Annotated in this window: 32 protein-coding genes and 6 pseudogenes; 18 read left to right on the top strand and 20 right to left on the bottom strand. The window is 45.3% G+C overall.

What is annotated here, in order from left to right; translation table 11 throughout:
• From JCM16161_RS13980 to JCM16161_RS01835, 5 genes and pseudogenes are all read right to left on the bottom strand, one after another.
• Positions 1 to 477: a hypothetical protein gene (locus JCM16161_RS13980; protein ID WP_243668696.1), complete on the bottom strand. Its 477-nt coding sequence runs from the start codon at positions 475 to 477 to the stop codon at positions 1 to 3.
• Between the two features lie 145 nt (positions 478 to 622).
• Positions 623 to 1,284: pseudogene (locus JCM16161_RS13975) on the bottom strand (FAD-binding oxidoreductase).
• Positions 1,263 to 1,409: a hypothetical protein gene (locus JCM16161_RS13970; protein ID WP_243668527.1), complete on the bottom strand. Its 147-nt coding sequence runs from the start codon at positions 1,407 to 1,409 to the stop codon at positions 1,263 to 1,265. Before JCM16161_RS13970 ends, JCM16161_RS13975 begins: the two are co-directional and overlap by 22 nt.
• Positions 1,410 to 1,430: 21 nt before the next feature.
• A pseudogene (locus JCM16161_RS01840) lies at positions 1,431 to 1,702 on the bottom strand ((Fe-S)-binding protein).
• 42 nt (positions 1,703 to 1,744) lie between these two features.
• A complete protein-coding gene (locus JCM16161_RS01835) occupies positions 1,745 to 2,695 on the bottom strand; it encodes a (Fe-S)-binding protein (RefSeq protein WP_054854800.1) in 951 nt (316 codons plus the stop codon).
• 108 nt (positions 2,696 to 2,803) lie between these two features.
• Here JCM16161_RS01835 and JCM16161_RS13965 point away from each other — a divergent pair, with 108 nt between their 5' ends.
• A complete protein-coding gene (locus tag JCM16161_RS13965; protein ID WP_243668525.1) occupies positions 2,804 to 3,139 on the top strand; it encodes an acetoacetate decarboxylase family protein in 336 nt (111 codons plus the stop codon).
• On the top strand, positions 3,135 to 3,503 hold the full coding sequence (locus tag JCM16161_RS13960) for an acetoacetate decarboxylase family protein (RefSeq protein WP_243668694.1): 369 nt from the start codon (positions 3,135 to 3,137) through the stop codon (positions 3,501 to 3,503). The genes JCM16161_RS13965 and JCM16161_RS13960 overlap by 5 nt, the downstream gene beginning before the upstream one ends.
• Before the next feature lie 58 nt (positions 3,504 to 3,561).
• On the opposite strand, the gene JCM16161_RS01825 is transcribed toward JCM16161_RS13960, so the two are convergent.
• Together JCM16161_RS01825 and JCM16161_RS01820 are read right to left on the bottom strand one after the other, a co-directional pair.
• On the bottom strand, positions 3,562 to 3,939 hold the full coding sequence (locus JCM16161_RS01825) for a type II toxin-antitoxin system VapC family toxin (RefSeq protein ID WP_054854799.1): 378 nt from the start codon (positions 3,937 to 3,939) through the stop codon (positions 3,562 to 3,564).
• Position 3,940: 1 nt separating this feature from the next.
• Positions 3,941 to 4,171, bottom strand: a complete 231-nt coding sequence (locus JCM16161_RS01820; RefSeq protein WP_054854798.1) for an AbrB/MazE/SpoVT family DNA-binding domain-containing protein — start codon at positions 4,169 to 4,171, stop codon at positions 3,941 to 3,943.
• A gap of 168 nt (positions 4,172 to 4,339) precedes the next feature.
• Here JCM16161_RS01820 and JCM16161_RS01815 point away from each other — a divergent pair, with 168 nt between their 5' ends.
• Complete coding sequence (locus JCM16161_RS01815; RefSeq protein WP_054854797.1) at positions 4,340 to 4,588, top strand: hypothetical protein; 249 nt, start codon at positions 4,340 to 4,342, stop codon at positions 4,586 to 4,588.
• Here JCM16161_RS01815 and JCM16161_RS01810 read toward each other — a convergent pair.
• Positions 4,585 to 4,869 (bottom strand): hypothetical protein, encoded by a 285-nt coding sequence (locus tag JCM16161_RS01810; protein WP_243668523.1) that lies wholly within the window; start codon positions 4,867 to 4,869, stop codon positions 4,585 to 4,587. The two genes, JCM16161_RS01815 and JCM16161_RS01810, sit on opposite strands and share 4 nt — an antisense overlap.
• A 15-nt stretch (positions 4,870 to 4,884) precedes the next feature.
• Positions 4,885 to 6,306: an adenylosuccinate lyase gene (gene purB, locus JCM16161_RS01805; protein ID WP_054854796.1), complete on the bottom strand. Its 1,422-nt coding sequence runs from the start codon at positions 6,304 to 6,306 to the stop codon at positions 4,885 to 4,887.
• A 110-nt stretch (positions 6,307 to 6,416) separates the two neighbouring features.
• Between purB and JCM16161_RS01800 the strand changes: the two genes are divergently transcribed.
• From JCM16161_RS01800 to JCM16161_RS01785, 4 genes and pseudogenes are all read left to right on the top strand, one after another.
• Positions 6,417 to 7,433, top strand: a complete 1,017-nt coding sequence (locus JCM16161_RS01800; RefSeq protein ID WP_054854795.1) for an adenylosuccinate synthetase — start codon at positions 6,417 to 6,419, stop codon at positions 7,431 to 7,433.
• Positions 7,430 to 8,845: pseudogene (locus tag JCM16161_RS01795) on the top strand (NAD(P)/FAD-dependent oxidoreductase). Before JCM16161_RS01800 ends, JCM16161_RS01795 begins: the two are co-directional and overlap by 4 nt.
• Before the next feature lie 158 nt (positions 8,846 to 9,003).
• Positions 9,004 to 10,011, top strand: coding sequence for a hypothetical protein (locus tag JCM16161_RS01790; RefSeq protein ID WP_054854794.1), 1,008 nt, complete (start codon positions 9,004 to 9,006; stop codon positions 10,009 to 10,011).
• Positions 10,012 to 10,084: 73 nt separating this feature from the next.
• Positions 10,085 to 10,534 (top strand): hypothetical protein, encoded by a 450-nt coding sequence (locus tag JCM16161_RS01785; RefSeq protein ID WP_054854793.1) that lies wholly within the window; start codon positions 10,085 to 10,087, stop codon positions 10,532 to 10,534.
• A gap of 357 nt (positions 10,535 to 10,891) precedes the next feature.
• Here JCM16161_RS01785 and JCM16161_RS13955 read toward each other — a convergent pair whose 3' ends face one another.
• Complete coding sequence (locus JCM16161_RS13955; protein ID WP_243668522.1) at positions 10,892 to 11,041, bottom strand: hypothetical protein; 150 nt, start codon at positions 11,039 to 11,041, stop codon at positions 10,892 to 10,894.
• A 139-nt stretch (positions 11,042 to 11,180) separates the two neighbouring features.
• Here JCM16161_RS13955 and JCM16161_RS01775 point away from each other — a divergent pair, with 139 nt between their 5' ends.
• From JCM16161_RS01775 to JCM16161_RS13930, 9 genes are all read left to right on the top strand, one after another.
• Entirely contained in the window at positions 11,181 to 11,588 is a 408-nt protein-coding gene (locus JCM16161_RS01775) for a hypothetical protein (protein WP_054854792.1), read from the top strand.
• Complete coding sequence (locus tag JCM16161_RS01770) at positions 11,572 to 11,937, top strand: DUF86 domain-containing protein (protein ID WP_243668520.1); 366 nt, start codon at positions 11,572 to 11,574, stop codon at positions 11,935 to 11,937. The genes JCM16161_RS01775 and JCM16161_RS01770 overlap by 17 nt, the downstream gene beginning before the upstream one ends.
• Before the next feature lie 212 nt (positions 11,938 to 12,149).
• Positions 12,150 to 12,539: a DsrE/DsrF/DrsH-like family protein gene (locus JCM16161_RS01765; protein WP_054854791.1), complete on the top strand. Its 390-nt coding sequence runs from the start codon at positions 12,150 to 12,152 to the stop codon at positions 12,537 to 12,539.
• A 4-nt stretch (positions 12,540 to 12,543) separates the two neighbouring features.
• On the top strand, positions 12,544 to 12,792 hold the full coding sequence (locus tag JCM16161_RS01760) for a sulfurtransferase TusA family protein (RefSeq protein ID WP_054854879.1): 249 nt from the start codon (positions 12,544 to 12,546) through the stop codon (positions 12,790 to 12,792).
• A gap of 15 nt (positions 12,793 to 12,807) precedes the next feature.
• Positions 12,808 to 13,299 (top strand): FAD-dependent oxidoreductase, encoded by a 492-nt coding sequence (locus tag JCM16161_RS13950; RefSeq protein WP_243668518.1) that lies wholly within the window; start codon positions 12,808 to 12,810, stop codon positions 13,297 to 13,299.
• 53 nt (positions 13,300 to 13,352) lie between these two features.
• Positions 13,353 to 13,721, top strand: coding sequence for a hypothetical protein (locus JCM16161_RS13945; protein ID WP_243668516.1), 369 nt, complete (start codon positions 13,353 to 13,355; stop codon positions 13,719 to 13,721).
• A 283-nt stretch (positions 13,722 to 14,004) separates the two neighbouring features.
• Positions 14,005 to 14,187 (top strand): hypothetical protein, encoded by a 183-nt coding sequence (locus JCM16161_RS13940; RefSeq protein ID WP_243668514.1) that lies wholly within the window; start codon positions 14,005 to 14,007, stop codon positions 14,185 to 14,187.
• A 50-nt stretch (positions 14,188 to 14,237) separates the two neighbouring features.
• Positions 14,238 to 14,468, top strand: coding sequence for a hypothetical protein (locus JCM16161_RS13935; RefSeq protein ID WP_243668512.1), 231 nt, complete (start codon positions 14,238 to 14,240; stop codon positions 14,466 to 14,468).
• Positions 14,453 to 14,629 carry a DUF1641 domain-containing protein gene (locus JCM16161_RS13930; protein WP_243668510.1) on the top strand — a complete coding sequence of 59 codons (177 nt, stop codon included), beginning with the start codon at positions 14,453 to 14,455 and terminating at the stop codon, positions 14,627 to 14,629. The genes JCM16161_RS13935 and JCM16161_RS13930 overlap by 16 nt, the downstream gene beginning before the upstream one ends.
• Here JCM16161_RS13930 and JCM16161_RS13925 read toward each other — a convergent pair whose 3' ends face one another.
• The 6 genes and pseudogenes from JCM16161_RS13925 to JCM16161_RS01730 form a co-directional block, all read right to left on the bottom strand.
• Positions 14,630 to 14,836 (bottom strand): hypothetical protein, encoded by a 207-nt coding sequence (locus JCM16161_RS13925; RefSeq protein ID WP_243668509.1) that lies wholly within the window; start codon positions 14,834 to 14,836, stop codon positions 14,630 to 14,632.
• A complete protein-coding gene (locus tag JCM16161_RS01745; protein ID WP_243668507.1) occupies positions 14,830 to 15,501 on the bottom strand; it encodes a hypothetical protein in 672 nt (223 codons plus the stop codon). Before JCM16161_RS01745 ends, JCM16161_RS13925 begins: the two co-directional genes overlap by 7 nt.
• Before the next feature lie 50 nt (positions 15,502 to 15,551).
• A pseudogene (locus tag JCM16161_RS01740) lies at positions 15,552 to 16,452 on the bottom strand (FAD-dependent oxidoreductase).
• Between the two features lie 155 nt (positions 16,453 to 16,607).
• A pseudogene (galT, locus tag JCM16161_RS01735) lies at positions 16,608 to 17,586 on the bottom strand (galactose-1-phosphate uridylyltransferase).
• Complete coding sequence (locus JCM16161_RS13920; protein ID WP_243668506.1) at positions 17,579 to 17,788, bottom strand: hypothetical protein; 210 nt, start codon at positions 17,786 to 17,788, stop codon at positions 17,579 to 17,581. The pseudogene galT and the gene JCM16161_RS13920 overlap by 8 nt, the downstream one beginning before the upstream one ends.
• Positions 17,779 to 18,834, bottom strand: coding sequence for a GHMP kinase (locus JCM16161_RS01730; RefSeq protein WP_243668504.1), 1,056 nt, complete (start codon positions 18,832 to 18,834; stop codon positions 17,779 to 17,781). Before JCM16161_RS01730 ends, JCM16161_RS13920 begins: the two co-directional genes overlap by 10 nt.
• Positions 18,835 to 18,903: 69 nt before the next feature.
• Between JCM16161_RS01730 and JCM16161_RS01725 the strand changes: the two genes are divergently transcribed.
• Complete coding sequence (locus tag JCM16161_RS01725; protein WP_054854790.1) at positions 18,904 to 19,290, top strand: YbaK/EbsC family protein; 387 nt, start codon at positions 18,904 to 18,906, stop codon at positions 19,288 to 19,290.
• 45 nt (positions 19,291 to 19,335) lie between these two features.
• On the opposite strand, the gene JCM16161_RS01720 is transcribed toward JCM16161_RS01725, so the two are convergent.
• Genes JCM16161_RS01720 through JCM16161_RS01715 form a run of 3 tightly spaced genes read right to left on the bottom strand, consistent with a single transcriptional unit; the run spans position 19,336 to position 20,908 of the window.
• Positions 19,336 to 20,217 carry an RNA methyltransferase gene (locus tag JCM16161_RS01720; RefSeq protein ID WP_243668502.1) on the bottom strand — a complete coding sequence of 294 codons (882 nt, stop codon included), beginning with the start codon at positions 20,215 to 20,217 and terminating at the stop codon, positions 19,336 to 19,338.
• Positions 20,184 to 20,555: a hypothetical protein gene (locus JCM16161_RS13915; protein ID WP_243668500.1), complete on the bottom strand. Its 372-nt coding sequence runs from the start codon at positions 20,553 to 20,555 to the stop codon at positions 20,184 to 20,186. Before JCM16161_RS13915 ends, JCM16161_RS01720 begins: the two co-directional genes overlap by 34 nt.
• A gap of 50 nt (positions 20,556 to 20,605) precedes the next feature.
• The gene (locus JCM16161_RS01715) at positions 20,606 to 20,908 is read right to left on the bottom strand and encodes a hypothetical protein (RefSeq protein ID WP_054854789.1); all 303 of its coding nucleotides are present in this window, start codon (positions 20,906 to 20,908) and stop codon (positions 20,606 to 20,608) included.
• A 92-nt stretch (positions 20,909 to 21,000) separates the two neighbouring features.
• Between JCM16161_RS01715 and JCM16161_RS01710 the strand changes: the two are divergent.
• Positions 21,001 to 21,975: pseudogene (locus JCM16161_RS01710) on the top strand (Lrp/AsnC family transcriptional regulator).
• Here the strand turns inward: JCM16161_RS01710 and JCM16161_RS01705 are convergent.
• A complete protein-coding gene (locus JCM16161_RS01705) occupies positions 21,961 to 22,386 on the bottom strand; it encodes a phosphate-starvation-inducible PsiE family protein (protein WP_054854788.1) in 426 nt (141 codons plus the stop codon). The pseudogene JCM16161_RS01710 and the gene JCM16161_RS01705 overlap by 15 nt on opposite strands.
• Between the last annotated feature and the right edge of the window lie 40 nt (positions 22,387 to 22,426).

Raw genomic sequence — 22,426 nt, 5'->3', positions numbered from 1 at the left:
TCATTTGGTTTTAGTCGAAGATTTTTCCTGGGTTGAATATTCCGTAAGGTCGAAGATTTTCTTAATGCTCCTCATTAACCCAATGACCGTATCACTATTACCATCATTCTTACTACCAATTGCCTCCCTCAACAACCCCTTCTTCTGAGTCCCGATACCGTGCTCGGCACTAACCGTGCCATTAAGCCTTACGGCAAGTTTACCAACATCATCGAAGAACCTCATGACCCTATCCATCTCATCTCTGTCCGAGCGCCTAGCCCAAACTGCTGGGTGTAGGTTTCCATCACCAATGTGCCCGCCCAGATTCATCCTAACGTTGTACTTCCTACCCAATGCCTGGACCTCCCTAACGGCCTCCGGTAGTTTGCTCATTGGTACTGCGATATCCTCGAATGCCACGAAGACGTCGGTGCCATAGTCATTGAATGCGGCCTTGAGCGTGGCTGAGTAGAGCATCCTCCTTGGTTCTAGTATCTTTGAGAATTCCTGCCAGGTGGATGCCCTATTAACTATTTCACCACCGCTTAGGGAAATATCATTGCCGAGCTTAGTCAGTACTTGCTGCTCACTGCCCGTGTATGTGTCGACACCAATCCACAGGTAGTAACTGGCTCAAGGTTTAGTATCTGGCTGTTATGTCGTCGATGAATTCCGTGACCATGGGCCACAGCCTATCCCTCCTAACCCTAATCACCGCATTGACCAGGGACTCCGCATCCCTGAACCTAGCCATAACGCCCACGAAGGACTCCGGTAATGGCGCTAACCTGAGCGTTGCCTCGGTTACTATGCCCAGGGTCCCCTCGGAACCAATGAACACCTGGACCAGGTTGTAGCCCTCCCTGCACTTAACAGTCCTACAACCAACCCTAATAATATCGCCGGTCCCAATCACGGCCTCAAGACCGAGAACCCAGTGGGAGGCAGGTCCATACTTAGCACCACGCATTCCACCACCACCATTACTAATAACGCCGCCCACGGTAGCCGTCTTAGATGATGCAGGGTCAACAGGCCATTGAAGGCCATAACCCATTAACTCTAGGTTTAACTCGTCAACCTTAATCCCGGGCTGAACCTCGCGTACCAGTCAATGTCTGAGACCTCGATTATCGAGTTCATCCTCTCCAGGGAGACTATCACCGTATTCTCAAGCTTTGGCGTCGCGTTACCAGATAGGCTTGTTGATGAGCCAACTGGTACTATTTTGAAGCCGTAATCAATGGCGAGCTTCACGACCTTAACAACCTCATCAACACTCACAGGCTGAACAACAGCCATCGGCTTAACACCAACCTCCGAGGACGCATCATGGCTGTATAGGCTAGTACATGGGGCTCGGTGAATAGCCTATCCTTAAACACGGCCTCAAGCTCCCTAATCACGTCACCCCTACCCTGGGACATGCCCTTCATTTCGAATCACCACTACTTAAGTATTGTCTCCAGGATAATTGCCTTGAAACTATGTATTACATCAGCAATCCTAATACCCGCTGGGCACTGGGTATCGCAGGCCGCGCAGTGTAGGCAAGTCATTATTGGGTTAACAACGTCACTATTAAGCCCCACGTCCTTGCCCTGCCCAAAACCACCCTCAATTAAGGCCTTGATTAGGTTAACCCTGCCCCTAGGCCCATAAGCCTACTACGTAGGGCGTTGAATGTTGGGCATGGAAACTCACAAAAGCCGCAATACATACATTTTTTTAACTTCCTCGTAGATCTCCTTAATACTCATCATCACCCAATCACCTCGATGACCTCGGCAATATCGTAGAGATTAACCTCAACACCACTGAGCTTAACGCCTCTTCTCAGGTTCACGTAGCAGATCGGGCATTGGACAACCACGTTCTTAGAGAGCCTAGCCAACTCCCTAACCCTATTACTAGCCACCTTACCCGCAACCTCGGGATACGTCGATTCAATAGGCCCACCACAGCAGTGCGAGGTGTCCTTACCAGTTATTACCGGGTCCTCCCTAACATCGGCCTTACCCCTAAACAGGCCCCTAATCAAGTCGTACTTATTTAGGTACCTTGCGTATAGGCATGAGTCATGGATCGTGAACTCACCGAGCTTTACCCTAACCCTACCTGGGTCCAGGTAGTCCAGGTAGCTTCTAACCTTAATATTGAATTCAGGCACATACCTTGGGTAGAGTCTCTCAAGCGTGTACTGGGTGTGCGGGTCAATTGTTATTACCTCCTTAACATTATTATCCCTAAAGACCTTGTAAACGCTTTTCGCATAATCCGCGAATTCATTCACAAAGCCAAGCTCGTAAAGTAGCGCACCGCTGTAGGGTTCATTATCGAGTACCCTGAACCTGATCCCCAATGCCCTGAGCATGCCGTAAATACCCCTAACCACCCTATTAGCCCTATCAAGCTCCTCATCACTGGGCCTAAGCAATGCTTTACCGAGGATCTTCGCGCCAATGGCCGTAAACCTAGCCAAGGCACCACCCTTAGTAACGCCAAACCTCTCAAGCTCAGCCACAGCCCTCTCAATGACAGAAGCCAGTTGGTAAAGGCATGAGGTATAGAGTATGGTATTACTATCACTATCGAAGGATAAGCCCTCCCTCCACCTCGTGCAGATAGACCTATCAACAGGAAACGGAAGCCACGAATCCCTAAGGCTAGAGACAACCACATCCCTCAAAGCCCTAAACCAATCAAGAGACACGGTATTAAGACCCCACTGAATTATTTAAATAATGACCCCATCATATTTTAATTCAATATGACTACTCAAAGAATCAGAGGTAAACTTCCTGTAAAATCGTTATGGTCAATGCCGGGTAATACGCCACTTTTTGCGAAATTGCCGCAATATTTCCCTGATGCTGAGGTTCTCCAGGTGTTCTTTGAGGCTGATCCAGATGGTGCTTCTGAAGTTATTCCTGAGGATCTAGAACTTCCAGTACCTACTGAGGCCATTATCACGTTCTTTAAATTCCCATTTAGTACTCTGGGGCCTTATAATGAGTTTGCGGTTGACATTAAGGTACTTCTTGACGGCCAGGAGAAGTACTATACGGCTTATAACTATGTTAATAGTGACGTTGGTTTAGCCGCAGGCAGGGAGATATGGGGCGTACCTAAAAAAATTTGCGGTCCTCGATATTAAGAGGAGTTTTGACTTGGTCTATGGATTCCTGGAGAGACCTGAGGGATTGAGACTTGTCACTGCTGTTATTAGGCCCGAGGAGCCTGCTAAGATTGAGCCACTGCCAATCACTAGGCTTGCCCTTAAGGTTATTCCACCGGCTGGTGATGGTGCTGAGCCGCTAATCCAATTGGTTGATAGGTATAGGCATAGGTTGACTCCGAAGAGTGTTTGGACTGGTCCCTGCACCTTGGTGTTTAATAATAGGAGTGATATTGACCCTCTCTATAGGTTGGGGCCGAGGAGAATCATTAAGTGCGTATATGGGACTTTTGATTATATACTTGATTTTGGCAGGGTTGTTAAGGACTACGGTAAGCAGTGATGTCTAATGTTTTAGTAATTGAAAATAAATGTTAAAAACAATGTTTTATTTTACATGCTTACGACTTAAGTTTACGGTATAGATTTAGTAATTCATCGTCGAACGTAATTAACGGCAGGTTTAACCTTAATGCCGTACTCAGTATTAATAAGTCGTTGAAGTCATCGTAATGCCTAATGTAATCCCTATAATTAATGGCGAAGTATATGTCCTGCGCGTTATTTTCAACGACCTTAATCTTAGGATCTCGTAAAACCTCGCCTATAATACTTAGGTTGATTTTATGCCTAATAAAGAAGTAACCTAATTCTATGAGTGAGATTGTTGGTACGTAGGCTTCACTTAGGGAATTCCAAGTATTTACCGCTTTATCGTGGTTTACATCATCCTCTAAAATTACGGCAATAATTACGTTCGTATCAACTACGAAACTCATACTACCTCTTCTCGATTACTTCCCTTATGGTCTCCTCAACATACCTCCAATCTATCCTTCTTCCCAGTCTAATCTTTATCTCTGTGATGCTCCCCCTCTTTGGTTCGAGAATTATTCGATCACCCTCGAGCCTAACTATGAGTGTGTCACCAACTTTTAATCCAAGTTTCCTCCTAATGGATGCTGGTATCGTTATTTGATAATTCCTAGTAATCTTTGTTTCCTCAATCATAGTAGGGCTAGTAACTAGATTTATTATGGATTTTTAAATTTTAATTTTATTATTAATAAGCAGTTAGGTCTTGTAGCGGTATGAACGTGTTAGGCCTTTTAATCATATTCGACTCATAATTGTTCATAGAAATAACTTATATTAATTAGTTATTATTACTTTATCATAGTGCCTAGTAGGGCTTTGACTAGGCTTGTGGAGGATTTGCGTGACTCAGGGTTTAGGGGTGTGGTTAGGGCTTATTATGTCAGGGGTAGCCTTAGTTCGTTGAGTATTGAGTTCATTATCTATAGGAGACCGAGTGCTGTTAGGAGGTTTTGGGTTAGGTTAAAGAGGGTTGCTGAGGCTTTACCGTCAATGATCGTTGCCTTGGTCATTGGCTTTATCCTGACACTAATAATGAGGTGGTTCGTTTAATGCGGTAGTGCCTTCCTTAGGAAACTTATTATTGTACCTAATTTAACTTCATGCAGGCATTTACTCTCTATTATTTCATAATCATCACTCAATAGGATTAATCGCACGCAGTCATCAACTCCCCTAATCATTAATCTATATGTATGCTCATTATCCACTATTACCATGTCTAATTCCTTCACGGTAATTCCCATCAACATCCTCCTTAGTTCATACTTATTGCTCTGCACATAACTATGCTCATTAACGGCTTTAATTACTGCATGAGTTATTTTAATCAAACACGTTAAGCAGTATTACTGCTCAAGGAATCCGAGGGATTTCATGGTATTAATCTCATAATTAACCCTAGACTTAACTATCTCCAGCACGTATTTACAATGGCTTACGCAGTTCATGGTTAACTCCCTGGCATAACCAATGTATTTACCTGGGCTTAACGCACGTAGGGCCTCATCATTAACACCTAATTCACCCAGTGCCCTTCCATAATCCTCCGCACCCATTCTGGACCCCCTGAATATTGTTAATGCCTTTTCATAGGCGTCAGCCATTCCCAATGCCCTGAGCCTAACCTGGACAGCCTCGCTGAGCACCTCCCAATGATTGTTCAAGTCCCTATTTATGGCATCCTCATCAACGTTGATACTTCTCAATACGGCACTTAACCTCCTCACACCGAGTATTACGTGACCAATGCCAAGCCCAACATTCCTCTTAATCGTTGAATCACTTAAATCCCTCTGAAGCCTACTTACCTGGATATGCCTACTTATCTCCATGAGTATTGAGGAACCAAGCTTTAGATTACCCTCGGCATTCTCCAGATCCACTGGGTTTACCTTATGGGGCATTGTGGACGAGCCTATTGGTTTACCGCCGATGCGTACGTAACCAAGCATGTTGTACATCCACAGGTCCTGGGCTAGGTTAATGAGTGCCTGGGACATTAGTCCAATGGATGTTAATAAGTGAGTCAGTGAGTCAGGCGGTAATATTTGGGTCGTGACTATCGCAGGTTCGAAACCAAGATCCCTAACAAACCTACTCAACTCTTCAATCCAATCAATGTCCCTACTAATCATTGAGAAACTCGCCATTGAGCCAGTGGCCCCTGAAACCTTACCCTGCAACTTAATGTCTGTGATCACGCTGAGCCAGTGGGTTAACCTGCAGGCGTGGTACGCAATTTCCTTACCGAGGGTTGTTGGTGTTGCTGGCTGTCCATGGGTTCTCCCAAGCATTGGTAAGCCGGCGTACCTATCCATTAGGGTTACCATGACACTTAACAACTCGGTTAGTTCAGGCATTAGGTAATTATATACGGCTATCCTGACGAGGATTCCAAGGGCCAGGTTATTTACGTCTTCGGAGGTCAGGCCAAGGTGTGTTAAATGGGCTATCCTACCAAGGCCAGCATTGCCCAGTTTCTCCCTGAGTAGGTACTCAATCGCCTTAACATCATGGCCGAGCTTACCTTCAATCTCCTTAAACCTCCCATAATCATCATCGTTAAATCTTAGCGAAAGTAATCTCTCCCTCTCACCATCGGTCAATGGCTTCGCCAGGCCAGTTCTGCTTAACAGATTAATCAAGAAGTTGAGGTATAGAACCTCAATCCTTAGCCTATACTTCGTGAATGCCCTCTCGGATACAGCCGCTGCGTAATCTCTCAATTCCTCGTAATACCTATCATCAAGTGGTGATATGGAATCCACAGTTCTTATCCACGTCGTTATTTAAAAACTTAATTAATAATGATGACTCATGTATTATGCGCATTTGCTGAAGCAATGTTTAAATAAGTGTTAATGCCATTAATTAAAAAGTGCCGTTAATTGTTGTTGTCGGTGGTTGGTTTGGCGATGAGGGTAAGGGCAAGGTAGTGTCCTACCTAGGACTTGTGGATAAACCAAGCATATGCGTCAGGACCGGCTCCATAAATGCTGGGCACACGGTTAATTATAATGGGAGGACTTGGAAGCTTAGGATATTACCATCATGCTTTGTTAATGAAACCACGAGGCTCATGATAGCGCCTGGCGCATTGCTCAAGGTTGACGTATTATTCAGGGAGATCGAGGAGACAGGTAGTAGGGGTAGGGTTTGGGTTGACGCTAATACTGGCGTTATTGAGGATAGGCATGTGGAGAGTGAGAGGAGCAATGAGTACTTAATGAAGGTTATTGGTTCGACAGGCCAGGGCGTGGGTGCCGCGATGGTTGATAGGGTATTGAGGGTCTTGAAGACTGCTAAGGAATTCCCCGAGCTCAGGGAATTAATAACTGACGTTAGTAAGGAGGTCAATGAGGAGTTAGATAGGGGTGGCGAGGTAATTATTGAGGGCACACAGGGCACATTCCTAAGTCTTTACCACGGCACATACCCGTTCGTAACCTCCAGGGACACCACGGCCGCTGGCGTAATTAGTGAGGTTGGGGTTAGCCCGAGGCTCGTTAGTGACGTTATCCTCGTGTTCAAGGCTTACGTAACTAGGGTTGGGGCTGGTGAATTACCTGGTGAGTTGAGTATGGAGGAGGTCATTGCGAGGGGTTGGGCCGAGAGGGGCACGGTCACGGGCAGGCCCAGGCGCGCCGCACCATTTAACATGGACCTCGCTAGGAGGGCTGTCATGCTTAATAGGCCGACTCAAATAGCCATTACCAAGTTCGATGCTTTATTCCCGGACGCACATGGTAAGAAGAGGTGGGATGACCTACCTGTTGAGGCGAGGAGGTGGCTTGAGAATATTAGTGAGGCGTTGAGGGTCCCAATCACGTTGATAGGGACTGGGGAGGATTCCATGGACATGATCGACATGCGCCGTGAGGTGATGGGCCCATGATCTATGACGTGGCAATAATAGGTGGTGGCCCGGCAGGACTGTTTGCCGCGTATGAAATCGTTGAGAATACGAGGGATGTAAGCATCGTATTGATCGATAAAGGCTACATGCTAGGCAGAGGCATTGCCCGTTGGCTAAGATTGGTAAGTGCGTGTGCGTGCCATGCCACATAACGCATGGCATCGGCGGTGCCGGGCTATTCAGTAGTGGCATCATTAATTTAAGGCCTGACATTGGTGGTGATCTTCAGGAAATCCTCAATAGTTGGGACGCCGCTAACCTACTCATTGATTATATCGATAGTGTCTTCCTGAAGTTCGGGGCGCCTCGGGACAGGGTCTTTGAGCCAAGGGACCAGCCTTTGAGGAGTATCAGAGGGCGTTGGCTCGGGTTGGCGCTCAACTAGTGCCCATTAGGCAGAGGCACATTGGTACTGACGGCTCTACGAGGGTCATTGAGAACTTCGTCTCATACCTCACGGAGGCAGGTGTTAAGTTTGCCATTGGCACTGCGGTTGAGCGTATTGAGAGGGGCGATGGCCACTTCTCGTTGAAGACCAGGAGGGGCGTTATTGAGGCGAGGACGGTACTAATAGCGCCGGGTAGGGCCGGGGCTGAGTGGTTTAGGGATGAGGCGAGGAGGTTGGGCGTTGAGTTAATGCCTAATCCACTCGATGTTGGCGTTAGGGTTGAGGTTCCTAAGTACGTCATGGATCCCGTGACCAACCTATACATGGACCCGAAGATCATCATGTACACGAAGTCCCACGACGACAAGGTCAGGACATTCTGTGTTAATCCAGGGGGTTTCGTAGTCATGGAGAGGTATGATGACGGCACGGTAGGCGTTAATGGGGAGACGTACGTGGATAGGAGGAGTGGAAATACGAACTTTGCATTATTAACCTCGATAAGGCTCACGGACCGATGGAGGATACAATAGAGTATGGTAAATCAATCGCGAGATTAGCCACAAAGCTTGGCGGTGGTAGACCGATAATTCAGAGACTTGGTGATCTTGAGGACGGTAGGAGATCGACTTGGGATAGGATTAGGAGGAATGTGATTGAGCCAACCCTGAAATTCGTGACGCCGGGTGACATTGGGATGGCGCTACCGCATAGGGTCCTCGATAATTTAATGGAGTTTCTCCATAAGGTGGACAACGTAATACCTGGACTAGCCTCAAAATACACCCTACTCTACGCGCCGGAGATTAAGTACTACAGCATGAGAGCCGTAGTTAATAAGTTCATGGAGACCACGGTGGACGGTATCTTCGCAGCAGGAGACGGCGCCGGGCTTTCCAGGGGCATTAACGTGGCTGCGGCCACGGGAGTGCTGGCTGCATGGGGAATACTAACGAAGCTCGGTAAGGAAATAAGAAATGAATTAATTAACAAAATCAAGTAATAAATTACTGATGGTGAAACCCCTGCCTGATAAGTGATGAATTCAGCCTTGGCTGAAACAGGCATTTATTGACAAACCACCACGTAAAAGGGTACTTTCTACCCAGGCACTGAAAGTAATTTATTAAGCAGACGGTTAATTAAACATATGAATGCTCAATGGCTTCTAAGGTCCCTGGCAATATAGGGATTTACTATGGCAATTGCAGGCCAGGCAGGAAGTGCGTGGCAAGGGAGTCCGTGACAGATAGGGCAACTAGGGATGAAGTAATTGAATTACTTGAGGAGACCATAGACAAGATTGAGAAGTGGGGGCTCTATGAGGATCAATGGATTAGTAATTACGTAAATGAGGCTAAGGAGGTAATCGATGGGCTTGGGAGCTACGAAGAACTGAACGAATATCATAAGCTAATAATCAACTCAATTAAAGAAATACTCAAATCACTATTAAACAGGGTAGACAACGACCTAAGAAACTACTGGGTAAGCAAGCTGGGAAATGAGGTTGCTGAATTAATCCAAGACATAATAAGCGGGAAGGCCCAAGTAATAATAAACAGGACGAGCAAGACCCTGGCGGTCCACGTCTATAGAAACCACATAACGCTGGACATAAACAAAATACGAAATAACAGTGGAATAACCACACAATTAAGGATCAAAGGGCTAAGGGGAATCAATATCGAAATACCCAACATATTCGAGGAAATACTGGATAAAGAAGAGTACGAAAAACTCGAAAAAGAAACACTCACACCACTAAAACTAGGCTTCGCAATAACCGACGAAACAACAAGAAACGGCAAACCAGTAATGATAACAGCACACCTATGGCAAGCCATACTATGGATGCTACTATACCCAGGAAAAATCTACATAAGCATCAACGCCATCGACATAAACAAAAACGACGTAAAAATCAAATGGTACTTAGTGGCTAATGATTATGTCTCGCTAAAAGACAAGGCTATTGATATACTTAGAGGATTTAATTATGAGAATTTACTGAGGTTTATGAGTACGGTAATACTTGGCGATGGTAATGTAACCTTACTAAAACATAGTAATAGTAAAGCCAGGCTAAAGCCCGTGATTAAAATATCCATTGGCCAGGTTAAGTTTAATGAATGGGAACCGATTCTTAGCATGTTAAAAAAATCATGACATTGACTATGAGATATTCAACAGCGCGAAAGGTGAGGTTCCAATATTTATTAGAGGTAACAATGCCATTAACTTGGCAAGGAAAATATTTGACACTATACCACCAGTAATAAGGGTGTTATTTGATGTTCTTAATATTGATAAGTGGAATAAATTGAAACGAATGATTAATTTAATGCCAATAAGGGGCACCTCTCAAATTAAGATAGCTGGTATAAGGTTCTCTATAGATGTTCTTAAGAGGGGCGTCGAACTAAGAGTTGTGAGGTGCAACGAGGTTGACGTGCATAAAATTATTAAGCAATTAAAACAAATATACGGTGAGAATTTTGATGTTAGGAAGAGGAGGGCTGGGAAGTGCGTAAAGGTTGTAATTCCCTGGGATGAGGTTAAGGCACGTGAAGATATTAAAATGTCGGTCATTCCTAAGCTTTATGAAATGTTAAATAGGACAAAGAATGAGAAAAAGAAAGAACAAATAATCAGGGCATTGACGGAACTTGATCCGAATTATAAAGGATAAAAAATATTCAAACCAAACCTACCGAAAGGCTTAAATCTCCCGTACAAGAACATAAAAATGCCCCGGTGGCCGAGAGGCTAAGGCGTTGGGCTGCAGCGTTCAGTTTCTAATGCAGACACCCATCTTCCCGGGTTCGAATCCGGCCGGGGCTCCATGCAGGTTGATTATGTTTGCGTTTTGTTTGTTTTGGGTCCGTGGGCTTGTTGGTGGCTTGGTCCTTGGTTGTCTTGTTGGTTCTTTTGGTTTTGGTTCTTTGTGTTCGTGTGCATTAATTACTGGGTTTATGATAGCTTTGTTTATGGGTGGTGATTGGTCTTGGGTTGTTGAGTTAGATCCTTGGTTGGGTTGTGCCTTAATTTATTGGCCATGGGTTAGGTCCTCTATTTTCTCTAGGATTTCATTGGTCTCATTCTCCCTGCCCAGCTTGGCTATTCTGCTGTAATCACTCTTAAGGAGCTCGATGGCTAGGTTGAGCTCGACTATTGCCTTCTCAAGTCTGAGAATCACATAGCCCTGTAGGTCCTTGACCTGAGGTACTAGCCCTCGCCCACCTTATGCAAATTGATTAATGAACGCCTTAATAAAGGGCTCTTGGTCATTCTTGACCTAATTACTTATATTATGGCGCCTTACTTAAATTATTGCCATGGATATTGCCGAGGTCCTTAAGGACATTGATTGGGCTGGTCTTGGGATTAACCTAGTCATTATTCATGGGTCCGCCTTATGGAGTAGGAAGCCTAATGATGTGGATTTGGTGGTGTTCGTGAGTAGTAATGCGGGTATTGACGATGCCGTACTGAGGATAATGGAAATCGTCGAGAGGAGGGTTGGTTTGGAGGCTGATGTTTACCCGGTAAGTGATCCCTCAAGTGCCAATTGCTTCCTTGTGTGGGAGGCCCTTAGGCATGGTAGGATTATTTACCAAGACGAAGTTGGCAGGGAATTACTTGTTAGGACCATAAATGTTTGCTATGATTTTATGCTATCGCGTATTAAGTTGAACTATACGGAGACTCTCGTGAATAGGGTGGTTGGTGGTGCTTCACAATAGGCTTCTGGAAGTAATCGCATTACATGTGGAGCTACTCGATAGGATGAGAAACCAGGGTATTAACTATGACGATATAATCAACCTCTATGCCGTATTACATGCATTACAGGTACATGCCCAGGCAATAATCGATTACCTTCTATATACCTGCGCATTAATGGGTATATCCTCGGAGACCCCAATACACTGTATAGACGAATTAAGCAGGACTGGTTTGATAAGCAACGACAATGCAGATCTATTGAGGAGAATCGTAAGGTTTAGAAATATTGTGGTTCATGAGTATGGCGCGATAGACATCGAACGTGTGAGGGGTATTGTTGAATCGCGGTTTATGGCATTGCCTTAATATTATTAGGGATCTTCACGGTAAGTTGCGGGGTATGGGCATTATTGATCCATGATTTTTGTATAGTTTTATTTTTATATCTATTCTTTACTAGTCATTTTGTTTGATTTTATAAGATTATTTTTCAGGTGCATAAATTGCATCCGATTTTATTATTTTTATTCATTTGAATACCTCATGTTCCGTATGAGCTCAGGTAGGATAAGATAAGTATGATCGTGTTCTCAGGGACTGAGGACAGGTTAATACCGGTTGGTGTGATATCGCAGGCAGCCGCGGCACTTGGTTATGAGGTGAATATCTTCTTCACTGGATGGGCAATGTTTAAGTTGTTAAAGAACCCAACACCGCCTGTTTGGCCTAAGGAGTTTGAGCAATTCGTCCCCAGGCTTCAGGAGGGTATGGCAAAAATAAAGGCGCCGACATGGCTAGACATGCTCAGGGAGGCTAAGAAAATGGGTGCCAAGGTCTATGTATGCTCGATGATGGCGTCAGCAGCCGGCCTTAAGAAGGAGGACTTTGACCCTTCGCTGGTTGATGATGTCGTTGGCGTAACGACATTCCTGGAAATGGCCAAGGGAGGGCAGGTACTCTTCATATGAGGTGATGGCCATGAGCCAGGGCAATAGGATTCTCGTGAATGCCAGGGGCATTGCCTGCCCAGGGCCTATTACAGAGGTTGTTAAGGCATATAAGAATGCAAGGAATGGTGACTTAATCGAGGTCTGGGCCACAGACCCAGGCTTTGAGCCTGACATAAAGGCTTGGATACAGAGGACCGGAAACCAACTCCTGGAACTCAGGAAGGAGCCTGATAAAATAGTCGCTGTGATTAAGGTGACCGCCAAGAAGTGATTAAGGCGGTTTGCCATGTCCACGGTTAAAAAGAGGGTAATTATTATTGGAGGTGGCACGAGCGGCGCGATGCTCGCCAATAGGCTTCCAAGGGATGAGTTTGAGGTTACGGTTATAGATAAACAACCCTATAATTACTTCTGGCCCTGGCTACTCTACATAGCCTTCAGGGGCTCCAGGAGGCCCATTAAGCGTGAGATACGCTCAGTGCTTAAGCCCTGGGTAAACTTCATACAGTCCGGTGTAAGGGTTGTTAATCTTCAGGATAGGTATGTGGAACTTGAGGACGGTAAGAGACTTGGGTATGACTACGTGGTGATAGCCACAGGAGCCACCGTTGATTACTCGAGGGTTCCAGGGCTCGATAAGGTGACCGAGATGTTTGGTAATTACCATAGCAATGAGGAGAATGCCTGGAGGGTTTGGCAAACGCTAAATAGCATGAGGGAGGGTACATTAGCGATAATACTTGTCCAGGGGCATACAGATGCCCGCCAAGCCCGCTAGAGGGTACGTTCCTTGCTGAGGAATTCTTCAGGAGGAGGGGTTTGAGGGATAAGGTGAGGATTATCTTCGCGACCTTCTACCCAAGGCCATACCCTGCGGAGCCCATGAACGAGTTAATAGAGCCGTTGCTTAAGGAGAGGGGTATTGAGTACGTAACCTTCTATACACTTGACCATATAGACCCTGAGAAGAGGGTTGGCTACTCCATGGAGGGTGAGGGGCTTAAGTTTGATGCTGCAATAGTCATACCGCCGCACGTTGGTGTTGATATTAAGTACGTGCCGGAGGACGTTCTTGATAGTGATAGGTTTGTTCAGGCGGATAAGTTTACGAATAGGGTTAAGGGGTTTGACGACGCATTTGTGATTGGCGACGCCTCAGCACTTCCCGTTGCCAAGACTGGCGTCACGGCTCACCTATAGGCCGGCGTTGTCGCAGGATTCTTCAGGGTGAGGATGCCCGCAACACGGGCCGTACCAACTGCCCATTTGATGTTGGTTATGGCCTTGGCACATTCGTAATAAGCGACTACAATAACCCAACAATTAAATACCCAATAAACAGGATTAACCACTTGTTTAAGGTTGCCTTTGCGGCAACCTACTGGGACATGATACTATACCCAGAGCTTTGGGATCCAATATTCGAGGCTTACTTCGAGGCTACGGAACCCGCAAAACTACGTTACCTATATAGGTGAGTGACGTGGTTGGGAACCAGCTAGAGTTTGAGAGTAAGCTCCTTGAGGTATTAACGCCCGAATACCTAGAGCCGCTTATTAAATTCCTTAAGGTTATAAAGAGATTAGATGAGCTTGGGATACTCGATTCACTAAATGACTTACTAAACAATGAAGTCGTTGAGGATCTAGTGAAAAAAACCTACTAACTACAAACGCCATTAAATTACTTAATGAATATGACAAATTACTATCAATAATGGTAAAGCTCACAGAACCCAATGTGAGGGATGGTGTTGAAAAGACCCTTGACCTCATAGGTGCAATGGGTAATGTCGGTCTTCTGGATACGTTAAAGGACATGCTCGGAGACCCTGAAGTATTAAGTGAGTTAATGCATACCCTCATCAATGAGAATAGTACGTATTTAATGACGAACTTAGGTACATTATTAGAGTTTATGGCGCGCATTAGGTGCTGTGCTATGTAGCTTCCCTAAACGCTGCTAGGGATGCCACTGCCGATGGTAGGTCTGTCGTTGAAACAATAAATGAGTTATTGAGGGATAATGATGCCAGGAGAGGGTTAAGGTTCCTATTGTTGGCGGCTAAGTACCTTGGTAGGCAATTGGCTGAGAGTGAGATTAGGTGATTATGCCTTTGAATAAATAATGTAGGCTCTCATCCCATTAAAATCACCGTCCTGGTTATACTCCCTAAGCACTATTCCATCATTGCTCATAATCAGGACATATGCCTTAATATAATCCTTTAATTGAAGCCTTTCCCTGGTTGTTATTATTCGAATAATAGTGCTCCCCCTCTTATACGATACTCTATCCTCCCTACCCATTAGCAATAATTCAAGGGCGACCTGGATTGGTGAGACACCAACAACCCTGTATATATCATTACGTGATTATGATCTGCGGATCCATACACAGCGTCTATATACGGCTTTACAACCTGGGAATCAAGCAGTGCATCCATAACTAACGCCACAGAACCCCCATTACTCGTTACTGTATGTACTATTTCCTCAAAGCCCTGTGGTTCATAATTGATTAGCCTCTGCATTGCGCAGGTACATTTAGTGAATTCGAGATAACTCGTTGGAACATTGTCTGTGTAAAACGCCACTGTCGTAGCCCTTAATACTTTGTAAATTCTAAATGTCATGCTTGGTATTGTGCCAAGCCCAACATCTATTACGTAGAGCCCAGGCGTTACGTCAACCCTATCCTGAACTAAATTCCTGAAGTTAAGCCTATACATGTACCTCCTTCTCTCCTTCACGTCTAGGTAGGTCTCAACTAAGCCCCTCTTGCGTAATAGATTAATGGCGTTCCTGGCGGTCCTTGTCCCAAGCCCAGTGCCATCTATTATCTCCTTAAATGTGACGTAAGTCTTATTGTTTATCAAATGCTCAAACTCCAGGTAATTAAGGACTAACCTAGCCGAGAGGGGTAATTCCTCGAGCGCACCTACAGTCTCCTCCTCTTCCTCACTACGTTTACTAGCCATTTCGAAATATAATTCCATGAAATCAAATAAATAAGCTTTCTTTATTTAAATTAACGTCTGTTAAAGCCGTACTTCTTTATTATGTAGTTATAGGCTGAGTACGCGGCAAGCGCGCCCTGCCCAGCAGCCACCACTATCTGTCTGAAGTCCCTCGGCGTTAAGTCAACGCAGTCGCCAGCTGCGTAAATACCTGGTATACTCGTCTCCATTAGGTGATTAACCTTTATGTAGCCATCCTGTGATAACTCAAGGCCGATCCTCTTGAATAGGTCAACGGGGGGTTCGGCACCTATCTCTACGAATAAGCCATCAAGGGGTAATTCAAAGACCTCCTTCGTGTCAACCCTCTGTAGTATTGCCTTCCTAAGCAATTTATCGCCCTGTAATTCTTTAACCACGGTGTTCCAGATGATCTCTATCTTCGGATTCTTAAGCAGTAAGTCTTGGTAATACTTCTGAGCCCTTAATTGATTCCTTCTATGTATTATGTAAACCTTACTGGCGTACTCTGTAAGTAGTAATGCGGCTGATGCCGCTGAGTCGCCGCCGCCGACCACTGCTACGACCTTACCCTTAAATAATGGCGCATCGCAGGGTGCGCAGTAGCTCACTCCCCTACCATTGAATGTGTCCTCACCAGGCACATTAAGTTTCCTCTTTTTTCTCGCCAACCGTGAGTATTATGGTTCTGGCTGTGTATTCATCGCCATTTATGGTGTAAACCTTGAATAGGTCGCCATCCCTCTCCACATTCTCGACGGAATCGATTATTATTGGCACGTTATAATACTTAACGTGTTCCTCAAACTTAGTCACTAGGTCAGGACCCATTATCCTTGTGTAGCCCAGGTAATTCTCAACCCAACCAGCCTTAGCCACCTGCCCACCTATTTCCTCAGTAATTATTATTGTGCTCATGCCATACCTAGCCGCGTATATGGCTGCCGACATACCCGCAGGTCCTCCACCAATTATTATTGCATCGTAGACCTTACCCGTCAATTCCTCACTAACTCCAAAATCCATCTTAGTAACTGATATCTTGAATGCACTGCTCATTGAACCGTAGAAGATGGAATTCAATAAAAACCTAACGCAGCTAATTACTAACCATTATGAATACAATTCCTCATCACCGAATCCCTAATCCTTTGCGCATTTTCCTCGGGTACCGAGTCATACGTGAAATTACCACCACCAGTCTCCATACCAGCCGCGTACTTAACCTTATCCTCCTCCCTCAATATGCCATAGACCTCAATGTGCAGGTGATAATATGGGTAACTACCCCTTAATGGCGCCTGGTGCATCACCAATATGTATGGCATTGGTTTACTAAACACATGCTTTAATCCGCATAGGGATACCCTAAGGATCTCGGCCAAGCCCCTAACCTCCTCCTTAGTAAGCTCCGTAATTAACTGTACATGCCTCCTTGGGTATATGTGAACCTCAAAGGGCCAATGCGAGTAGAAGGGCATGAATGAGACCCAATAATCATTACCGTGGATTAACCTTACGCCATCCCTGAGCTCAGCACTCAATATGTCGCAAAACAAGCACCTGCCATAGTCGTTGAAGTACTCCCTGGCGCTATTGAGTTCCCTTTCTACTCTACTTGGCGTGAATGGTAACACATATATTTGACTGTGGGGGTGCGTTAACGATACCCCTATTTCCCTACCCTTATTCCTAAACCAAAGGAAGTAATGCGCATAATCCTTACTCAACTCCTCCCTCACCTTATTAATTATCATGCTCAGCACATACTCAATTTGATCAATGGGTAGGTCACTAATATCGTCAATACTATGCTCGGGGGTTTCAATAACAACGTAGCACTTACCCACCGATTTGCCCGTCCTATAAAACCAGTGATTAGTGGGTTCGGGTGGGTTCTCCATGAGCATTGGGTACCTATTCTCAAGTATTAGGGCTCCACCCATAGCCGGTCTCTGGGTTTCCGGGGCAGAATGGGCAGTAATTACTTGGTTGCCATGGCCTAAAACGCCTAACGTTTGACACTAAAACCCACTCCCTAAGTGTTGGGTCCCACCTGAGCTCCATGACGGGTCTGTTAACCATGTACCATCACCCCTCTATCTATACTAACGACCCAACCCCTTGGGGCCAAACCCCTGCTTAAGACCTTACTCAATATTTCCTTGGCCGTAGTCTCATCCCTAACGAGCGCGATGACCGAACCACCTAAACCTGCCCCGGACAATTTAGCTCCATAAGCACCCTCACTTATCAGAAAATTAACCAACTCATCTATTATGGGCAAACTAACATCATAATACTCACTGAGCAACTTATGTTGATGGTCATGACCCTACCAATTAAGGCCTCTTTCCAGTCATAACGGGAAATTAAGCTATCCACCTCAGCACGACTTAGGTTAAGTATTCTCGTTAAATCCCTAATATCAATGCTCTTTCCCTTAATAATCCTCAACGCCAGTTTCGTGCTTTCATTAGCCCTTAACGTATATAATATCCTCCTTCTAGACGTATCATCTAATCCCTCAATAAATCGCCCTATTTCGTCCTCCCTTATCTCATCCCAATGAACCTCCCAATAATGAATGCCAAGCTTACTCCTTAGGCTCTCTGGTATGTTCATATTAAGTAATTTACTAAGCCCCTCATCAATCTCCTGCTGTCGCTTAGGATGTATATCCGCAGTACTATGCCTAATGCCCGTATCCACGACTAGGAATACCCCATTAAGTCGTGGCAGAACCTCAACATTATAAGGAGGCTTGGTCTCTATGACGACTATGTCGCCGAAGGCAGCCGCATATTGATCAAGCCTACCACAGGGTATACCCATGATGTCATGCTCAGCCTCATAGGCAAGCTCCGCTATGGTCTTCCTATCGAGGTTAAGCCCATTAATAACGCTAATCGCCGACGCCATTGCTACCAATAGCGTCCCACTGCTCCCAAGCCCCGAGGCTATTGGCACATTACTACGTATCCATGCCTTAAAGGGACTTACTGCATAGCCGTGTCTCATGAACGCCATTACAAGAGCCCTAATGTAATCACCAAACCACTTACCACCAACCAGCCTTAACCCACTTAATGGGAACTTATCGACATACTTCGCATTATCATCTCTTAAATTACCCGAGGCTACCACGAATTCATTCTCAGACCTGGAAATGGCGACATAGGTCCTTAGGTTTATACCCACGGCAACCACCGGCAGCCCTTTATAGTCCTGGTGCGTATTCAGGAAGTCTAACCTACCTGGTGCTGAGGTTACCAGGGTCGGTTCTTCATTAAAGAATTCCCTAAACTCCCTAGTGACTATATCTACGGCCATGATTATTAAGGCGCCTTATACAATCCTTTATATTAAAGGATTAATAAGGCAAATAATTGATTAAGTACTGTGGTTAAGGTACGTAGAGAGACCATTATGGGTTTGACCGTGGATGTTCTGGAGTTTGACCGTGGAGTTGAGACCGTGGAGGCGGCGTCTAGGGAGAGTGGTGAACCCATGGGTAGGATTGTGAAGACGTTATTACTTAAGGCCAATGACGAGTACTTGGTTGCGATTGTTAGGGGCGATAAGGTCATTAACTTTGACAGGTTGTCTAAGGCGTTGGGTAAGCCCGTCATGATGGCTAAGGTTAGGGAGGTTAGGCAGGTATTGGGTGTTGATGTTGGTGCTGTGACTCCGCTTAACAGTAAGGTCTTGTCGCTTAGGGTTATTATGGACCATCAATACTGGAGAATGACTACGTACTATGCGGTGGTGGGTCTAGGAACACACTAATAAGGGTCAACACTAAGGACCTTGTAAACCTATTAAGGCCTGTATTCATTGACGCCTTTGATCGGGCTTCCTAAGTTTGGCTATGAAGAAACCTGGCGTGTCATGTATATGAGGGTAAAATCTAACGACCGAATCCCTGTACTTACTAATCAATCCACCAGAGGCATTGGGAACACTTATATTAACAACCTCGAAGCCGAGGCTCTCAGCGTAGGCTATGTTATCCTCATTCTCAAGCGGCGGTATTGTACATGTTGAGTAAACTAAGACACCGCCGGGCTTTAATAGTTTCCACGCGACCTTAATGAACTGTCTCTGGTAATTCGACATAGAAATTACGAGATCCATAGTCTTTACATCAAAAAGCCTAGGCCTAACACCCATATCCGTACAGGGTGGGTCTATGAGAACTTTATCAACGGAATTAACGAGGTCGGGCCTATCAACATCTAGGTACCTCGTATCCCTAACCTCAACCCTATAGAGACCATCCATGCCAAGCCTACTCAATACCTCAATTAACTCCCTAACCTTACCCTCACTCCTATCAAATGCGTGAACGACCGCCTTACCCTCACTTAACTGTATAATGTGGCTTGTCTTACCGCCGGGTGCCGCATTCATGTCAACAATAACCTCATTAGGCCTCGGGTCAATCACGCGGCCAACCCACTGGGCTGGCAGGCTCTGGTCGTAGAAGAGGCCTTGTTCGTACTCCCTCATTTCCCTGACCTTGGGCATCTCATACACACTGACTAGGGTTTTAACGGCAATGCCGCGCCTAGTACTTCTGATTTCATCACTATCAACCTCGGATATACCAAATGCCATAACCTCGCCGTTTGGAGCTATGACATTAACCTCATCACCCTTCCTAACCTCCTCATCCATCCTTACCACACCAGGTATGTATAGGTTGGCGCCCACGTAAACGCTCTCGGCAGCCTCTTATCAGCAAGTACGTACTTACGTGCTGATGGTACCCTATTAGGTCCTTTAACGGGGAACCATAACGCCTCAGGTAAGTACTCATCTGGGTAGACATCTATGGACCTCTCACGTAACGACCTCATTAATTCCTCAGGGCTTACCCTTAGTGTGTTGACCCTTACGTAATACCTACTCGGTGGTTTCCTAATGCTTTCAAAGAATCTTTCCAACTCACCTTCTGAGAAGTATTGTAGGAGGTACTTGTATAATTGATAATCAAGCCTATGCCCCTTAACGATTTCTACCTCCTTCCTCACGGTCGTGCTGCTCGCCATTCAAGCCTAAGCCTGGGTCTCACCGTAATTACTTAAATCCCTTAACCTCTTCAGCAAGATGTTAACGCGTCATTGGGATTCTCCTTAGCCATCTTCCATAATTCCATGCTCTCAGTAATTATGTACCTAAGAACCCTGGACCTTGTCTTAACCGGTTTCGTGCTCTCAACCCTAACGTAACCATTGCTCGCCAATTTACCAAGGACCTTGGCCGTCTTTAGGATGTCCGAGTGCTTATCATTAAGTCCTGCAAACTTCAGTAATGACCTTGCCTTAATCGTAACCCTCTTACCCCTGCTCTTACTTACTAAATCGACAAGTGCCCTTATGATGCGTAAATCATACTCCTCCATACAATGCGCATTTTAAATATAAAGCTTTATAACAGTTATTCACTGAGGATTAAACGCGAATCCCTTTTTAAGTAGAATCATTGATGCTTCCTGTGGAGCTTGATGATAAGAGGAAGGCATTGTTGATGGAACTTCAGTATAATTTTCCAATAACCAGAAGGCCGTTTCTGGATATAGGCAGGAGACTCGGTGAGGATGAGGATTGGGTGCTGAGAGAGACGAGGAACCTGGTGGGTAATGGCGTGATTAAGAGAATCGGCGCCTCGTGAACTATAGATCGAGGGGGTTAGTCTCGGCATTGATTGGTGTTAATACACCGAGTGAGTTGATTAATGACGTTGCTAAGGCAATAACTCCGACCCACAGGTCTCGCATAATTTTCTCAGGGAGCATTCTCGGTATAATATATGGTTTGTCACTAAGGACAGGAGTAAGGAGGAGTTAGTAATGAAGGTCTCCAGTACACTGTCTAGGTTTGGCATTAACGACTTCGTAATCTTAACGGCATTGAGGACCTACAAGATAGATGTTAAGTTCGACCTAATTAATGGGATATCCCGAACGAAATCAATGATATTACCACTTAGTGTTCCATCCATAGAATCAACGGGACTTCCAATGGAGTTTTTCAGGAAATTGAGATCAATAAGTATTGAGAAGGAGCCCTTTAATGAAATAGCTAATTTGGCAGGTGTTGGCGTTGATGAGTTGGGAAACCTAATTAGTAACTTGATGAGGGCCGGCATAATTAGGGACTTTTACGCAACGCTGGACTCGGAGAAGGTGGGGTTTAGGGAGAATGCCATGGTAGTCTTTAAGGCAACACCTGAAATTTGCGAGAGGGCTGCTTTAATTGAGGAAACAACGCATGTGGTGCTTAGGGAGGTCACCCTGGCTCATGGCCGTATAACTGCTACTTCATGATACACGGTATTAATAAGGACGTGCTTGAGAATGCCATAAGCGGCATAATGAGGAGACTAGGCATTAATGGGTACGAGATACTATATAGTACTAGAAATTTATTGCCTGAAATGTCGAGGAGGCTGGAACTAACCAACATGTGACGCTACCTTCGCCTTACTGACCAACCAATACGCCAATGCGAGGACCAATATACTTGCAACCAGTAATATTCCATAGTTGAAGGAAGCCCCTGGCGAGGCAATATAGAGTAGTAATTCCCTTGAGATTGCCGTAAGTACTACGGCAAGCACCAAGTCGACAACCACCGTACCTGTCCTTATGTACTCGAGAAACATATCCACGAACTCCAGGGCTATAACCACCAGGAATACCGCGGATAAGGCGCTCAGTATTTTTACGTCGGATATCGATGTTAAGGGCATTAATGACGCGATATCCCTGACCGCGAGGTATAACGCCACACCACCCAGGACTACGGTTATGATTATGATCACTACATATAGCACAATGCTCACCAGCCTAAAGGCCTTCACAACATCCTTAGTGTCCATCGAGCCGAATTCCAGTGAGTATTTTTTTAAGGTATTTATC

Source organism: Vulcanisaeta sp. JCM 16161, from assembly GCF_001316285.1.
This window is presented reverse-complemented; position numbering and strand designations above follow the sequence as displayed.

Coding starts and splice junctions, on each gene's coding strand:
- JCM16161_RS01790 (WP_054854794.1), top strand. CDS start 9,004: ATGGCTTCTAAGGTCCCTGGCAATATAGGGATTTACTATGGCAATTGC.
- JCM16161_RS13970 (WP_243668527.1), bottom strand. CDS start 1,409: ATGTCCCAGGGTAGGGGTGACGTGATTAGGGAGCTTGAGGCCGTGTTT.
- JCM16161_RS01775 (WP_054854792.1), top strand. CDS start 11,181: ATGGATATTGCCGAGGTCCTTAAGGACATTGATTGGGCTGGTCTTGGG.
- JCM16161_RS01730 (WP_243668504.1), bottom strand. CDS start 18,834: ATGGCCGTAGATATAGTCACTAGGGAGTTTAGGGAATTCTTTAATGAA.
- JCM16161_RS13950 (WP_243668518.1), top strand. CDS start 12,808: ATGTCCACGGTTAAAAAGAGGGTAATTATTATTGGAGGTGGCACGAGC.
- JCM16161_RS01745 (WP_243668507.1), bottom strand. CDS start 15,501: ATGGCTAGTAAACGTAGTGAGGAAGAGGAGGAGACTGTAGGTGCGCTC.
- JCM16161_RS01705 (WP_054854788.1), bottom strand. CDS start 22,386: ATGGACACTAAGGATGTTGTGAAGGCCTTTAGGCTGGTGAGCATTGTG.
- JCM16161_RS01820 (WP_054854798.1), bottom strand. CDS start 4,171: ATGATTGAGGAAACAAAGATTACTAGGAATTATCAAATAACGATACCA.
- JCM16161_RS01760 (WP_054854879.1), top strand. CDS start 12,544: ATGGCCATGAGCCAGGGCAATAGGATTCTCGTGAATGCCAGGGGCATT.
- JCM16161_RS13915 (WP_243668500.1), bottom strand. CDS start 20,555: ATGGCGAGCAGCACGACCGTGAGGAAGGAGGTAGAAATCGTTAAGGGG.
- JCM16161_RS13965 (WP_243668525.1), top strand. CDS start 2,804: ATGCCGGGTAATACGCCACTTTTTGCGAAATTGCCGCAATATTTCCCT.
- JCM16161_RS01825 (WP_054854799.1), bottom strand. CDS start 3,939: ATGAGTTTCGTAGTTGATACGAACGTAATTATTGCCGTAATTTTAGAG.
- JCM16161_RS01765 (WP_054854791.1), top strand. CDS start 12,150: ATGATCGTGTTCTCAGGGACTGAGGACAGGTTAATACCGGTTGGTGTG.
- JCM16161_RS13935 (WP_243668512.1), top strand. CDS start 14,238: ATGGTAAAGCTCACAGAACCCAATGTGAGGGATGGTGTTGAAAAGACC.
- JCM16161_RS01715 (WP_054854789.1), bottom strand. CDS start 20,908: ATGGAGGAGTATGATTTACGCATCATAAGGGCACTTGTCGATTTAGTA.